This is a genomic window from Methylobacterium sp. E-065 (genome assembly GCF_022829605.1).
Lineage (GTDB): Bacteria > Pseudomonadota > Alphaproteobacteria > Rhizobiales > Beijerinckiaceae > Methylobacterium.
Genome location: NZ_JAKSYD010000295.1, coordinates 1 through 13,137 on the forward strand (window position 1 = coordinate 1; position 13,137 = coordinate 13,137).

Annotated in this window: 15 protein-coding genes; 11 read left to right on the plus strand and 4 right to left on the minus strand. The window is 68.7% G+C overall.

What is annotated here, in order from left to right; all coding sequences use genetic code 11:
- Positions 1 to 903: 903 nt before the first annotated feature.
- On the minus strand, positions 904 to 1,470 hold the full coding sequence (locus MKK84_RS33215; protein ID WP_243926979.1) for a NifU family protein: 567 nt from the start codon (positions 1,468 to 1,470) through the stop codon (positions 904 to 906).
- A gap of 174 nt (positions 1,471 to 1,644) precedes the next feature.
- On the opposite strand from MKK84_RS33215, the gene MKK84_RS33220 reads away from it, so the two are divergent.
- The 4 genes from MKK84_RS33220 to MKK84_RS33235 all read left to right on the plus strand — a co-directional run bounded on the left by MKK84_RS33220 (position 1,645) and on the right by MKK84_RS33235 (position 3,851).
- Positions 1,645 to 2,109, plus strand: a complete 465-nt coding sequence (locus MKK84_RS33220) for an atp-dependent helicase (protein WP_243926981.1) — start codon at positions 1,645 to 1,647, stop codon at positions 2,107 to 2,109.
- A 78-nt stretch (positions 2,110 to 2,187) separates the two neighbouring features.
- On the plus strand, positions 2,188 to 2,643 hold the full coding sequence (locus MKK84_RS33225; RefSeq protein ID WP_243926983.1) for a DUF2934 domain-containing protein: 456 nt from the start codon (positions 2,188 to 2,190) through the stop codon (positions 2,641 to 2,643).
- Positions 2,644 to 2,789: 146 nt separating this feature from the next.
- Positions 2,790 to 3,455 carry an HAD family hydrolase gene (locus MKK84_RS33230; RefSeq protein ID WP_243926985.1) on the plus strand — a complete coding sequence of 222 codons (666 nt, stop codon included), beginning with the start codon at positions 2,790 to 2,792 and terminating at the stop codon, positions 3,453 to 3,455.
- 189 nt (positions 3,456 to 3,644) lie between these two features.
- Entirely contained in the window at positions 3,645 to 3,851 is a 207-nt protein-coding gene (locus MKK84_RS33235; RefSeq protein WP_243926987.1) for a hypothetical protein, read from the plus strand.
- A gap of 18 nt (positions 3,852 to 3,869) precedes the next feature.
- Here the strand turns inward: MKK84_RS33235 and MKK84_RS33240 are convergent, their stop codons facing one another.
- The 3 genes from MKK84_RS33240 to MKK84_RS33250 form a co-directional block, all read right to left on the minus strand.
- A complete protein-coding gene (locus tag MKK84_RS33240) occupies positions 3,870 to 4,124 on the minus strand; it encodes a hypothetical protein (protein ID WP_243926989.1) in 255 nt (84 codons plus the stop codon).
- A gap of 130 nt (positions 4,125 to 4,254) precedes the next feature.
- Positions 4,255 to 4,521, minus strand: a complete 267-nt coding sequence (locus MKK84_RS33245; protein WP_243926991.1) for a hypothetical protein — start codon at positions 4,519 to 4,521, stop codon at positions 4,255 to 4,257.
- Positions 4,522 to 4,696: 175 nt separating this feature from the next.
- A complete protein-coding gene (locus MKK84_RS33250) occupies positions 4,697 to 5,077 on the minus strand; it encodes a DUF6481 family protein (RefSeq protein WP_243926993.1) in 381 nt (126 codons plus the stop codon).
- A 922-nt stretch (positions 5,078 to 5,999) separates the two neighbouring features.
- Between MKK84_RS33250 and MKK84_RS33255 the strand changes: the two genes are divergently transcribed.
- The 7 genes from MKK84_RS33255 to MKK84_RS33285 all read left to right on the plus strand — a co-directional run bounded on the left by MKK84_RS33255 (position 6,000) and on the right by MKK84_RS33285 (position 13,133).
- Positions 6,000 to 6,206, plus strand: a complete 207-nt coding sequence (locus MKK84_RS33255) for a DUF4089 domain-containing protein (RefSeq protein ID WP_243926995.1) — start codon at positions 6,000 to 6,002, stop codon at positions 6,204 to 6,206.
- 14 nt (positions 6,207 to 6,220) lie between these two features.
- Positions 6,221 to 7,600, plus strand: a complete 1,380-nt coding sequence (locus tag MKK84_RS33260; protein ID WP_243927217.1) for an AtzE family amidohydrolase — start codon at positions 6,221 to 6,223, stop codon at positions 7,598 to 7,600.
- Positions 7,600 to 7,983: an oxalurate catabolism protein HpxZ gene (gene hpxZ / locus MKK84_RS33265; protein WP_243926997.1), complete on the plus strand. Its 384-nt coding sequence runs from the start codon at positions 7,600 to 7,602 to the stop codon at positions 7,981 to 7,983. The genes MKK84_RS33260 and hpxZ overlap by 1 nt, the downstream gene beginning before the upstream one ends.
- A 417-nt stretch (positions 7,984 to 8,400) precedes the next feature.
- On the plus strand, positions 8,401 to 10,023 hold the full coding sequence (locus tag MKK84_RS33270; protein WP_243926999.1) for an ABC transporter substrate-binding protein: 1,623 nt from the start codon (positions 8,401 to 8,403) through the stop codon (positions 10,021 to 10,023).
- A 161-nt stretch (positions 10,024 to 10,184) separates the two neighbouring features.
- Positions 10,185 to 11,138: an ABC transporter permease gene (locus MKK84_RS33275; RefSeq protein WP_243927002.1), complete on the plus strand. Its 954-nt coding sequence runs from the start codon at positions 10,185 to 10,187 to the stop codon at positions 11,136 to 11,138.
- A 13-nt stretch (positions 11,139 to 11,151) separates the two neighbouring features.
- Positions 11,152 to 12,081 (plus strand): ABC transporter permease, encoded by a 930-nt coding sequence (locus MKK84_RS33280; RefSeq protein WP_243927219.1) that lies wholly within the window; start codon positions 11,152 to 11,154, stop codon positions 12,079 to 12,081.
- Positions 12,078 to 13,133, plus strand: coding sequence for an ABC transporter ATP-binding protein (locus MKK84_RS33285; protein WP_243927004.1), 1,056 nt, complete (start codon positions 12,078 to 12,080; stop codon positions 13,131 to 13,133). The genes MKK84_RS33280 and MKK84_RS33285 overlap by 4 nt, the downstream gene beginning before the upstream one ends.
- Positions 13,134 to 13,137 lie beyond the last annotated feature (4 nt).

The window sequence follows — 13,137 nt, forward strand, 5'->3', positions numbered from 1 at the left end:
GGCAGGGGTCTCGTGCGCGCCGGTCCTGCGCCTCCCCGTTAGCGGTGCCGGGCCGGGTCCACGCACCCCCGGAACCCGCATCGGCGCCGTGGCCTTCCAGCCGGCCCCCGCCTGGTCGTGGGCGGGTCCGCAGGTCGCTCAGGGTAAGCCCAGACGCGGGTCGGCGCGGGGGGCATTTCCTCCCCCCGCCGGGGAAACTGCCGCCCGGTCTCACGCCCGCATCCGGGGCACGCCCCGTAGCGGTCCGCCGCCCGGGGCGATGGCGGCTGAGAGCCACCGACGCGGGCACCGCCCCGTCCCCGGACCCGCACGGTCAGCCACCGCGCGGGCCCCCGAAGGATGCCGCTGGGTCACCCCAGAAGCGTCGCGGACAGGTGGCGGCTAATGAGCACAAAATAGGAACATTGTCAAGGATGGCGTAGGGTGGTCAGCTCTTTGGGCACGCTGATCACACCTTCCCCCCGATGCGCGCTCTCCTACCGCGGCTGCGGGGGACGCAGGTTTGAAGCATGCGGCTCATGATAGAGCGCGACCGGCCCCCTCTCCCGAGCGGGAAAGGGTTGGGGTGAGGGAGAAGAACTCTCAGGATCGAGTGCGTGATTGATGAGCAGACAGGGCGCGTCTCGTTCGGAGAGTTCTCGACCCTCACCCTGTCCCTCTCCCGCTTGGGAGAGGGGACCTGTGCCTCAACCTGCAGAAGGGCGCGCCTGACGAGACCGAAAACCTGTGTCACCCGTAGCCGCAAGGGGGAGAAGAGAGCCCCGCGGCGAGAAAGGTTTAACTATCGTATCGTGTGCGGAGAGCGGAAAAACGCACACTTTTCGAAGCATCGGCGCCACGCCGACACCCTCGCGGCCGCGGGCGAAAAAGCCCGCGGCGCACCGTTCGTCGCCGATACGCTCCTCAGATCGCCTGAACTTCCCGCACCTCGGGGAGGAAGTGCCGGAACAGGTTCTGAACCCCGTGCCGCAGCGTCGCGGTCGAGGACGGGCAGCCCGAGCACGCACCCTTCATCTCGAGATAGACGACGCCCTCCTTGTAGCCGCGGAAGGTGATGTCGCCGCCGTCGCCGGCTACGGCCGGGCGCACGCGCGTTTCGAGCAGATCCTTGATGGTGACGACCGTGTCGTGATCGGCCTCGTCGTAGAACTCGTCGCCGGCCTCGGTCGCATCGTGACCGCCCTCATCCATCACGGGGGCGCCGGACTGGAAATGCTCCATGATCGCGCCGAGCACGGCGGGCTTCACCTGCGCCCAGTCGGACCCGTCCTCGGCCTTGGTGACCGAGATGAAGTCGTGCCCGAAATAGACGCCCGAAACGCCCGGGACCGCGAACAGGGCGGACGCCAGGGGCGAGCGGGCGGCAGCCTCGGCGTCCTTCGCCTCGAAGGTCGATTCGGACAGGACGACGCGCCCGGGGAGGAACTTGAGGGTGGCCGGGTTCGGCGTGGCTTCGGTCTGGATGAACATGCTGGCATAACTCCGCTGCGCCGGTTCAAGGCCGGCCGGGACATGCGCCCCAGGGCGCCCTGTTCATGTGGACCGACCATCGGATTTTCTCAACCTGCGCGGCCTCCCGCGAGAGTGGACATTCCGCTTCGCGCATCCGAGGACGGGCGCATCGAGGCAACAGAGGAGCCAGCGGTGACCGTGACCGGGGACGAGATGCTCGCGCAGGATCAGCCGGGAGACCTTCGCGAGATCCAGGCGAAGCTCGACGCGGCCCAGACCGAGGTCGCGGCCCTCAAGGTCCTGCTCGCCCTGCGCACGCACCAGCACGCGCAAGCCTGGCAGGCCGCGCGGCGCGCGGGCCTGGACCTCGATCACGCCCGGGCCGGCGCAGACATCGCGGCTGCGGACGCCAGGACCGTGGCGGATGCCACAGCCGCCCACGGCGAGGTCGTCGCCCGCGCCGAGGCGCGTACCGATGCCGTCCGCATCGTTCTCGACGCCGTACTGGCAAGCCTGCGCGTCTGGGGCTTGGACCGGCGCCGGTTCCAGAAGCGCATCGCCCAAGCCGGCCGCGACGCTCCCGTGGCCGGTCCCGGGGCGGAGCGCCACGCGATTCTCCTCGCCGAGGCCCGGCGCATTCTCGGCCGCACCGAGTAGCCGATCTGCAGGGTTAACTGCCCCTTAACCCAGCCCTCCCATCGTCAGTCGCGGGACGGACAGCAGGAGGCCAACGGCATGCAGATCAGCGAACACCACGTGCGCGAATGCGCCTATTTCATCTGGGAAAACGAAGGCCGGATCCATGGCCAGGCCGTGGCGCATTGGATGCGCGCGGAGACCGAGCTGCACGCCAACGCCACGCTGGCGGCGGGAACCGTGATCCAGGCCGTCACCGCCGAGAAGGCCGCCATTCCGGCCTCTGCCAAGGTTGCCGCGCCCAAGGCCGCTGCCCCCAAGTCCGCTGCCCTCAAAGCCGCTGCCCCCAAGGCTGCGACGAAGGCCGCCGCGCCGAAGACCGCGAAGGCGGTTGCGCCCCAGGCTGCCGCCAACCCGGTTGCGCCGAAGCCCGCCCCCGTCAAGGCTGCCGCGAAGCCGACGGCGCCGAAGCCCGTCCGGGCCTCGAAGGTTGCGGTCACCGCTGGGCTGGCCGCCAAGGCGAAGCCCGCCCGCACCCCGGCCGCGATGCACTGACGCACGCCGCACCGGATTCATTTCGGAAGCCCGTCCCCGACCGGGGGCGGGCTTCTGCCGTTCCGGCGCCCCGAAAGGGAACAGGCCTCCCGCCGCCCCGGTTGTTGGCCCTGAAGCGGGCTGCCCTGCGCCGCAACGAGGCTCGCATGCGCGCTGTTATCTTCGACATCGACGGGACCCTGCTCGACAGCGTCGATCTGCATGCCCGCGCCTGGGTGGAAGCCTTCGCGCATTTCGGCGTGGAGACGGATCAGGGCCACGTCCGCAGCCAGATCGGGAAGGGCGGCGACGAACTGATGCCGGTGTTCCTGCCGCAGGAGCGGATCGAACGCGAGGGCAAGACCATCGAGGCGTTCCGGTCGGACCTGTTCAAGCAGAAGTTCCTGCCCGAGGTGCGGCCGTTTCCGGGCGTCCGCGCCCTGTTCGAGCGGATCCGCGCGGATGGCCTCACGATCGCGCTGGCCTCGTCGGGCAAGCGGCCCGAGGTGGAGCGCTACACCGAGATCCTGAAGATCGGCGATCTCGTCGATGTCGCCACCAGCTCGGATGACGCCGAGCGGTCGAAACCGCATCCCGACATCTTTCAGGCTGCCCTGACCAAGCTCGGAGCCGGGCGGTCCGACACGATCCACGCGGTCGGTGATACGCCCTACGATGCCGAGGCCGCGGGAAAGGCCGGCGTGCCGACGATCGGCGTGCTCTGCGGCGGATTCCCGGAGGCCGACCTCTCGGCGGCGGGCTGCGTGGCGATCTTCCGCGATCCCCAGGATCTCCTCGACGGCTACGACCGCTCCCCGCTGGCGCAGCGTTGACGGCCCGCCAGACCCGCGCTGTCTATACGGCAACCCGCGCTATCCCCATGTTTCACGCGATCTGTTGCAGCGCGGTGACTCGGCACAATGCCGGCTACGTAAAATCGCGATAGGGGCTGGTGCGGCTTCGGCAAAAGGCGTAGCCAGCCGCCCGCCAACCTGGATCCTTTCAAAGGACGAGCGCTGCGGATGCCTCAGACCCATCAGGCCGAACCGGCGATGCGCTTCGTTCCGGCCGCCAAGTCGCTGCCGGATCAGATCGCCGACGCCGTCGCGTGTCAGTCGACCCCGCTGAGCCACCTGCTGCGCCTGATGGCGGCCCTGCAGGCCGAGGGCGGCGACGAGACCCTGCGCCTGCGTCTGCGCGCCCGGATCGGAGCGCCGCTCAACTCGTAATCGCCGGAGCCTGAGGGCTCACGACCGCCGATGGCGCCGCTTGTGCCGTCGGTGTGCGGGCTTGGCGGGCTGCGCGGCTTCGCCCAGCCGCGCCATGCAGGCGTAATAGATCTGCTTCCCGATCTCCTCGAGTTCCAGACCGCGGGGGTTGGGTGCCACGAAGACCTTGGCCCGGGCCTCCAGCCGGCAGGCCGCGTCTTCCGGACTGCGAATCGGGGGTTCGGCGCGGGCGGGGCTCACGGCCAGCATCAGGCCGATCAGCGTTCCGAACACTCCGCATGCGGATAAACGCTGTCTCGCCCAATTATTCAGCATTCCGATCGCGATCCCTGCTCCACTCCGATGCCGAAATAGAGCGTTTCGCGCGGCAGTGAACCGTCCGAGACTACGGTCTGCGCGTCCGTCAGGGCACGATCCACAGGCAGCGGCCGGCACCCGCGATCGTCATGCATTCGTACGGCGCGCCGCCGATCAAAGCCCGCTGCTCCACCGAACCGATCGACTTCCGATCGATGCTGCGGCAGCCAACCTCGCCCTCGGCGGTACGGCTCGCGCCAGTCGAGGCATCGACCCGGCGGGCCGCCAGCAGCGTGTCGCACGCCATCGCCTTGGCCGGGTCCTGAGCCGCGGCGGCCCCTGACCACAGCAGAACGGCAACGAGCGGACCCATCCTGCACAGCATCGCGCGACCTCTCCAGGGCAGCCGCACGAATCAGGACGGCCGAAAGACAGTCGCAAACGCGGCACGCCGCGCGCAGGTTTCAGGCTCCAGGCCCAAATACGACGACGCCCGCCGGAGAGGCGGGCGTCGTGCCATCGAAACAGCCGAGTCGACCGGCGCGCGCTTAGCGCTTGACCTTGACGCTGGCCTTTCGCGCCGCGTACCGCGCGTCGCGCTGGGCCTTCTTGGCGTGAAGTTCGGCCGACTTGCGCTCCTGCGCGGCGGCGAACTCGGCGACTTCGCGGGCGAGCTGGGCAGCCAGCTCGGTTTCCTCGCGCTCACGCTTCTCTTCGGCGGCCTTCAGCTCGGCGGCGATGCGCGCGGCCTCACGCTCGCGGGTACGCTCCTCGCGGGCCTTCGTGATCTCGGCCCGGGCCTTGGCCTTGGCGATCACCTCCGGATCATCGGCCGGGGGGCGCGCCTTGAACTTGGCCAGCAGGGCAGCCTTGGCACTCTGGGAGTGCTGGCGGCGGTCGTCGAAATTTCTGTAGTCGAATGCGCTCATCTGACCTTTCTCAGTTCAATACGTTCGACATGCACAGGGACATCCGGCCACGCCGGTGCGGGACCTTTCGTCTGCGGATCCCGATGCCGTCCCCGGACCTCGGAACCATGCCGACCCATCGGGTGTACCGATGGTTCGACCCGAGCGCTCAGCGGACGCCGCAGCGCTCGGGTCGAACCAAGGTTTGAAAACGGTTAGCCTTTAGCCGGAGCCCCGGCGGCGATGCAATCGCGGGAACACGTTCGGCCCGCCGACACAGCGACAATCCACACCGTCTCTGTAAGAGTCTCACCCGGCGATGCAGAAAAACATCAAGCGCCAGTCGCAACGCACGCCTCAGTGAGTGGGATGCCAGCATCGCGCGGCGCCGTCCACAAGATAGGACGGGGCCTAAGAGGCGGCAAGATGGCCAACCTGTATTGGCCGTCACCCTGATAGACGGCCCGAGGCCATGCGCAGCTCATTCGGCATCACGGTTCGCGCGCCAACATACCACCGGACTTGTTTGCGATGGTTCACCTTCGGTGGCTGCAACCCTGATTTGCACCAGCGACATCTTTGCGTTGCCGGGTGATGCGAGCCGATCTGCGGAATGGCTGCGCCGTATTTGGAAGCGGGGTCTCGGCCCACGGGTATTGGTGGCGACGGGCCGCCCAGGCTGCGTCTCAGCGCATCACGATCAGGCACAGCGTCTAAACCCGGCACCGACGCGGTCTATCAGGTCGACCCGGAGCCAGCCTTGGCGACGAGCGCTTTGCGCTCAAGAATGAGGCAGCGCGGCATCCTGAACTGCTCGCTCGCGCAGCCGATAGGGCGTTGCACACTAATGAGGCAGGGGATCAAAGTCTTCGCCGCCGAACCTGTCGGCATGAGGCCTGCTAAACCCAGCCGCGTCGATCCCAGCGCCGAATTGAGTCGCGCCATGCCCGAACCCGTACCGTCATCCGCCGCCGTGTTCGATCCGGAGGCGTACATCGCGGCGACCGCGCCGCTTCTCGGCATCGCCATCGAGGCCGGGTGGACGGACGCGATCACGGCCAATCTGCGCGTCCTCGCGGGGGCCGCCGCGTTGCTGACCGAGTTCCCGCTGCCCGATACAGTCGAGGCCGCGCCGAGGTTCGAAGCGTGAGCGCGGCGCCTCCGATGGATGCGGCGTCGATCGCCGCCGCGGTCGCCGGCCGACGCAGCACCGCGCGCGACGTGGTTGCGCAGACCCTCGACCGGATCGCGCGGACCGACGGTCGCATCAACGCCTTCACCGACGTGCTCGGCGCCCGCGCCCTGGCCCGGGCCGAGGCCCTCGACGCCGCCCTCGGTGAGGGCGCCACCGCCGGGCCGCTCGCGGGCGTGCCGTTCGCGGTGAAGAACCTCATCGATGTCGCGGGCCTGACCACCCGGGCGGGCGCGAAGATCAACCGGGGGCATCCCCAGGCCCAGCGGGACGGCGCCCTGGTGCGTCGGCTCGAGGCGGCCGGGGCGATCCTCGTCGGGGCGCTCAACATGGGCGAATACGCCTATGACTTCACGGGCGAGAACATCCACGACGGGGACGCCCACAACCCGCACGCGCTGGATCACATGACCGGCGGCTCATCCAGCGGGTCCGGCGCGGCGCTGGCTGCCGGAATGGTGCCGCTGACGCTGGGCTCGGATACCAACGGCTCGATCCGGGTGCCCGCCGCCTTCTGCGGCTGTTTCGGGTTGAAGCCGACCTACGGCCGGCTCAGCCGCGCCGGGAGCTTCCCCTTCGTCGGCAGCCTCGATCATCTCGGGCCGATGGCCCGCGGCGTCGCCGATCTCACCCTGGCGTATGACGCGATGCAGGGCCCGGATCCGGACGATCCCGTGGCAACGCCCCGCGCAGCCGAGCCGGTCCTGCCGGTTCTGGAATCCGGCATCGACGGCCTGCGGATCGCGGTTGCGGGCGACTATTTCGCCCGGGGCGGCGATCCAGACGCGTTCGCGGCGGTGGCGCGCGTCGCCCAGGCCCTCGGCGCAGGCCGGACCGTCGAGCTGCCGGAGGCCCATCGCGCCCGGGCTGCCGCCTACCTCATCACCGCGGCCGAGGGCGCGACGCTCCACCTCGACCGCCTGCGCACCCGGCCGGGGGATTTCGATCCTGCGGTGCGGGACCGGCTGATCGCCGGCGCGATGATCCCGGCGCCCTTCGTCGAGCGGGCGCAGCGCTTCCGCCGCTGGTACCGGGATGCGGTGCTCGACCTGTTCGGTGGCGTCGACGTGATCCTGGCGCCCGCCACCCCCTGCCGGGCGCCGAAGGGTGGCCAGACCCACTTCGTGCTCGACGGGGTGAGCCTGCCGGTGCGGGCCAATATCGGCGTGTTCACGCAGCCGATCTCGTTCATCGGCCTGCCGGTGGTCGCCGTCCCGGTCCGGCTCGACGACGGGCTGCCGCTCGGTGTTCAGGTGATCGCCGCCCCCTGGCGGGAGGATCTGGCCCTGCGTGTCGCCCGCTACCTCGAACGGGCTGGAATCTGCACGGCGCCCATCGCGGAGTTGACCTGATGGTGATCGACGATCCCGCCGTGAAGGCCGAGGTCGAGGCCGCGTTCGAGGCCTACGAAACGGCGCTCACTACCAACGATGTCCCGACCCTGGAGGCTTTGTTCCGGGACGATCCGCTGACCATCCGCTACGGTATCGGCGAGAACCTCTACGGCATGGACGCCATCCGCGCCTTCCGTCGCGCCCGCTCGCCCGTGGGCCTGGAGCGCACCCTGGCGCAGACACAGATCACCACGTACGGGCGCGATGCCGCTATCGCCATGACGCTGTTCACCCGCGCGTCGGCACCCGGGAAGATCGGCCGCCAGAGCCAGACTTGGATGCGCTTCCCCGAGGGCTGGCGGGTGATCGCCGCGCATGTGAGTTTGATTGACGCTGACTAAAGCGCTCGGCGCCGACGTGGACACTGGTTCGCAGCACGAAAGCGGTTTAAAAATAAAGGTTTGGTGCTGCGCATGTATGCAACGCGCACAGTACACGACAGAAGACTGAAACCCCTCCGGTCATCCCACCCAAGCCCTCATCCTGAAGTGCCGAAGCGTTGCGCAGGCCTCGAAGGAGGTCTCCAGGGATCGCGCGGCTGGCTAGAGGCCTCCTTCGAGGCTCGCTGCGCTCACACCTCAGGATGAGGGGGATTGGGTGGGATCGCTCATGACCCAGCCGCAGGGTTCTGTCGTGCACGATGGGCAACGCAATCAGTCGCCGTTCCAGCTCCGCGGGGCGAGTGGCCGCGGGCTTGCATACGGTCGAGCGTATTCCGGGCCGTCCTGGCCCGGACCGACGCGAGTACCCGACCCAAGATGCTGTCCCGTCTGAGAAAACTCGGCGCCCGTGCGGCGCTGGCCGGCGCCCTGGCGCTCACCGCGAGCACCGCTGCCCTCGCGCAGGGGACGCTGCGGATCGGCATGACCGCCTCCGACATCCCGCTGACCACCGGCCAGACCGACAATGGCGGCGAGGGCATGCGCTTCCTCGGCTACACGGTCTATGACGGGCTGATCAATTGGGACCTGTCGAGCGCGGAACTCGCCTCCGACCTCGTGCCCGGGCTGGCGACCAGCTGGGCCGTCGATCCCGCCGACAAGACCAAGTGGACCTTCAAGCTGCGGCCCGGCGTGAAATTTCACGACGGTTCCGACTTCACCGCCGACGCGGTGGTGTGGAACCTCGACAAGCTCCTGAAGGCCGACGCGCCGCAATACGATCCGCGCCAGTCGGCGCAGGGCAAGACCCGCGTCCCGGCCGTGGCCAGCTACCGCGTGGTCGATCCGTTGACGGTGGAGATCACCACCAAGGCTCCCGACGCGACGCTGCCCTACCAGATCGCCTGGATCATGATGTCGTCGCCCGCCCAGTGGGAGAAGCTGGGCAAGTCCTGGGATGCCTTCGCCAAGCAGCCCTCGGGCACCGGCCCGTGGAAGCTGACCCTGTTCGCCCCGCGCGAGCGCGCCGAGATGGTCCCCTTCAAGGAGTACTGGGACACGGACCGGGTGCCGAAGCTCGACAAGCTGGTGCTGATCCCGCTGCCGGAGGCCAATGCCCGGACCGCGGCACTCCGCTCCGGCCAGGTCGACTGGATCGAGGCGCCCGCGCCGGATTCCGTGGCCTCGCTCAAGGGCGCCGGCTTCACCATCGTCACCAACGCCTATCCGCATAACTGGACGTGGCACCTGTCGCGGGTCGAGGGCTCGCCCTGGAACGACATCCGGGTGCGCAAGGCCGCCAACCTCGCCATCGACCGCGATGGGCTGAAGGAATTGCTCGGCGGCCTCGCCATCCCCGCCAAGGGCTTCATGCCGCCCGGCCACCAGTGGTTCGGCCATCCGACCTTCGACGTGAAGTACGATCCCGAGGCGGCCAAGAAGCTGCTCGCGGAGGCCGGCTACAGCGCCGCCAAGCCGTTGAAGCTGAAGGTCGCGATCTCGGCCTCGGGCTCGGGCCAGATGCAGCCGCTGCCGATGAACGAGTTCATCCAGCAGAACCTCGCCGACGTGGGCATCCAGGTCGATTACGAAGTGGTCGAGTGGAATACGCTGATCAATATCTGGCGGGCCGGCGCCAAGGCCGAGATCTCCCGTGGCGTCTCGGCGATCAACTACTCGTACTTCATCCAGGACCCGTTCACCGGCTTCATCCGCCATCTGCAGTGCAATTTCGCCCCGCCGAACGGCACCAACTGGGGTTATTACTGTGACCCGGCGATGGACAAGCTGTTCGATCAGGTCCGCAACGCCTTCGACAAGGCCGAGCAGACGAAGGTGCTGGAGAAGATCCACGAGAAGTACGTTGACGACGCGCTGTTCGTCATGATCACGCACGACGTCAATCCGCGGGCGATGAGCCCGAAGGTGAAGGGCTTCGTTCAGGCGCAGAACTGGTTCCAGGACTTTTCGAAGATCACTATCGCCACGGCGGGGCGGTAGCGTAACGGGGCCCCTCTCTCCTCCCCCTTGCGGGGAGGAGCCGGAGGTGGGGGTGGTGCAGAATGAGGTGCTGCGGTGCCTCCTGCACCACCCCCACCCCTAACCCCTCCCCGCAAGGGGGAGGGGAATAGCTTCGGCTATGCATGACAACAGGTCTTTGAATGCTCCTCTACACCCTCAAACGACTGGTCTCCGCCACGCCGGTGGCGTTCGGTGTCAGCATCGTCTGCTTCCTGCTCGTCCATCTCGCGCCGGGCGATCCCCTGAGCGCGATCCTGCCGGCCGACGCCACCCAGGCGACCATCGACGAGATGCGCGCCGCCTATGGCTTCGATAAGCCGTTGCCGATCCAGTACGCGATCTGGCTCTGGCACGTGCTGCACGGCGATCTCGGCATCTCGATCGCCACCGGCCGTCCGGTGCTGGGGGAGGTCAGCCGCGCGGTGGTCAACTCCCTGATCCTCGCCTCCGTGGCGACCGTGATCGGCTTCACCTTCGGCACGCTGTTCGGCTTCGTGGCGGGCTATCACCGCAACTCGCTCGCGGACCGGGCCGCCTCCGCCCTCTCGGTCTTCGGGGTGAGCGTGCCGCATTACTGGCTCGGCATGGTGCTGGTGATCGTGTTCTCGGCGACGCTGGGCTGGCTGCCGCCGACCGGCGCCGGGCCCGACGGATCGGGCAACTGGCGGCCGGACTTCGACCACCTACGCTACCTGCTTCTGCCCGCGATCACCATGTCGGTGATCCCGATGGGCATCATCGCCCGCACGGTCCGGGCGCTGGTGGCCGACATCCTGTCCCAGGATTTCGTCGAGGCCCTGCGCGCCAAGGGTATGGACGAGCGCGGCGTGTTCAAGCACGTCGTGCGCAACGCCGCCCCGACCGCACTGGCCATCATGGGCCTGCAGCTCGGCTACCTGCTCGGCGGCTCGATCCTGGTCGAGACCGTGTTCGCATGGCCGGGCACCGGCTTCCTGCTCAACGCCGCGATCTTCCAGCGCGACCTGCCCCTGCTGCAAGGCTCGATCCTCGTGCTGGCGATGTTCTTCGTGCTGCTCAACCTGCTGGTGGACGTGATGCAAACCGCCCTCGATCCGCGCATCGAGCGCGCCTGACCCGGAGGCCATGATGACCGCGCCCATCACCGCCGCCTCACTGGCCCTCGACGGCGGCGTGCTCGCCGTCGACGACATCGCCCCCGAGGCCGCCTTCGCGCCGTCGCGCGGGTTCTGGGGCCATGTCGGCCACCGGCTTGTCCGCGACCCCGTCGCCATGGGCGCGGGCGCCGTGATCCTCCTCGTGGTCCTGATCGCGATCCTGTCGCCCTGGATCACCCCGATGGACCCCTACAAGGGCTCCATGATCCGCCGCCTGAAGCATGTCGGCGACGCGACCTATTGGCTGGGCTCCGACGAGCTCGGCCGCGACATGATCAGCCGGCTGATGCTGGGCTCGCGGCTGTCGCTGTTCATCGGCGTCACCCCGGTGCTGATCGCCTTCGTGATCGGCTCCGGCATCGGAATCCTGGCCGGCTACGTCGGCGGCTGGACCAACACGATCCTGATGCGCACGATCGACGTATTCTTCGCGTTCCCCTCCGTCCTGCTGGCGATCGCGCTGTCCGGCGCCCTGGGGGCGGGCATCTTCAACTCGATCGTCTCGCTGACCTGCGTGTTCGTGCCCCAGATCGCCCGGGTGGCCGAGAGCGTCACCACCGGCATCCGCCGCCGCGACTACATCGACGCCGCCAAGCTCTCGGGGGCCTCGGCGCTGACGATCATGCGCGTGCAGGTGTTGGGCAACGTCGTCGGGCCGATCTTCGTCTATTCCACGAGCCTGATCTCGGTCTCGATGATCCTGGCCTCGGGCCTGTCGTTCCTCGGCCTCGGCGTGCGCCCGCCGGAGCCCGAATGGGGCCTGATGCTCAACACCCTGCGCACCGCGATCTACGTCAATCCGGTCGTGGCCGCCCTGCCGGGCGTGTGCATCTTCATCGTCTCGATCGCCTTCAACCTGTTCTCGGACGGCCTGCGCGCGGCCATGGAGATTCGCCAGTGAGCGTCATCCCGGACGCCCCCGATCCGTTCGCCCACGACCGCGGCGGACCGGCCCAGCCGCTGCTGTCGGTCTCGGGGCTGATCAAGCACTTCCCGGTCCGCAAGGCCGGCGGCAAGAAACAGGTCATCCGCGCGGTCGACGGTGTCGATTTCGATGTCCTGAAGGGCGAAACGCTCGGCATCGTCGGCGAATCCGGCTGCGGCAAGTCCACCACCGCCAAGCTGCTCATGGGGCTGATCGAGCGCGATTCCGGCGCCATGCTGTATGACGGCCAGGCGATCGGCGAGCGCGCCATGCCGTGGCGCGCCTACCGCCGCCAGGTCCAGATGGTGTTCCAAGACAGCTACGCATCCTTGAACCCGCGCATGACGGTCGAGCAGTCGATCGCGTTCGGCCCGAAGGTCAACGGCGTGCCGGGCCGCGAGGCGGTGGAGCGCGCCCGCGCGCTGCTGGCCCGGGTCGGGCTGGAGCCGAAGCGCTTCGCGGGCCGCTATCCGCACGAGATCTCCGGCGGCCAGCGCCAGCGGGTCAACATCGCCCGCTCGCTCGCCCTGGAGCCGCGGCTGGTGCTGCTCGACGAGGCGGTCTCGGCGCTCGACAAGTCGGTGGAGGCGCAGGTGCTGAACCTGCTCCTCGACCTGAAGGCCGAGTTCGGCCTGACCTACATCTTCATCAGCCACGATCTGAACGTGGTGCGCTTCATCTCCGACCGGGTGATGGTGATGTATCTCGGCCGGGTCGCCGAGATCGGCCCGTCCGACACCGTGCTCGACGCGCCGGCGCATCCCTACACCGAGGCGCTGCTCGCCTCGATGCCGTCGCTCGATCCCGACAACCGCACGGAGGTTGCGCTGCTGGCCGGCGACCCGCCGAACCCGATCGACCCGCCCTCCGGCTGCCGCTTCCATCCCCGCTGCGCCCTGGCGGAGGGCGTCTGCGCCGAGACCGAGCCGCCGCTCGACCCGATCCGGCCGCTGCACCGCGTCGCCTGCCTCGCCCGTCAGCCCGGCTCAGGCCATTCCGCGGCCCCCGCCGCGGCCCTGGCCGCATGAGCAC

Excerpts from the sequence above, each read along its gene's own strand:
- MKK84_RS33215 (WP_243926979.1), bottom strand. The coding sequence starts at position 1,470 with ATGTTCATCCAGACCGAAGCCACGCCGAACCCGGCCACCCTCAAGTTC.
- MKK84_RS33225 (WP_243926983.1), top strand. The coding sequence starts at position 2,188 with ATGCAGATCAGCGAACACCACGTGCGCGAATGCGCCTATTTCATCTGG.
- MKK84_RS33230 (WP_243926985.1), top strand. The coding sequence starts at position 2,790 with ATGCGCGCTGTTATCTTCGACATCGACGGGACCCTGCTCGACAGCGTC.
- MKK84_RS33235 (WP_243926987.1), top strand. The coding sequence starts at position 3,645 with ATGCCTCAGACCCATCAGGCCGAACCGGCGATGCGCTTCGTTCCGGCC.
- MKK84_RS33245 (WP_243926991.1), bottom strand. The coding sequence starts at position 4,521 with ATGGGTCCGCTCGTTGCCGTTCTGCTGTGGTCAGGGGCCGCCGCGGCT.
- MKK84_RS33250 (WP_243926993.1), bottom strand. The coding sequence starts at position 5,077 with ATGAGCGCATTCGACTACAGAAATTTCGACGACCGCCGCCAGCACTCC.
- MKK84_RS33255 (WP_243926995.1), top strand. The coding sequence starts at position 6,000 with ATGCCCGAACCCGTACCGTCATCCGCCGCCGTGTTCGATCCGGAGGCG.
- MKK84_RS33260 (WP_243927217.1), top strand. The coding sequence starts at position 6,221 with ATGGATGCGGCGTCGATCGCCGCCGCGGTCGCCGGCCGACGCAGCACC.
- hpxZ (WP_243926997.1), top strand. The coding sequence starts at position 7,600 with ATGGTGATCGACGATCCCGCCGTGAAGGCCGAGGTCGAGGCCGCGTTC.
- MKK84_RS33270 (WP_243926999.1), top strand. The coding sequence starts at position 8,401 with ATGCTGTCCCGTCTGAGAAAACTCGGCGCCCGTGCGGCGCTGGCCGGC.
- MKK84_RS33275 (WP_243927002.1), top strand. The coding sequence starts at position 10,185 with ATGCTCCTCTACACCCTCAAACGACTGGTCTCCGCCACGCCGGTGGCG.
- MKK84_RS33280 (WP_243927219.1), top strand. The coding sequence starts at position 11,152 with ATGACCGCGCCCATCACCGCCGCCTCACTGGCCCTCGACGGCGGCGTG.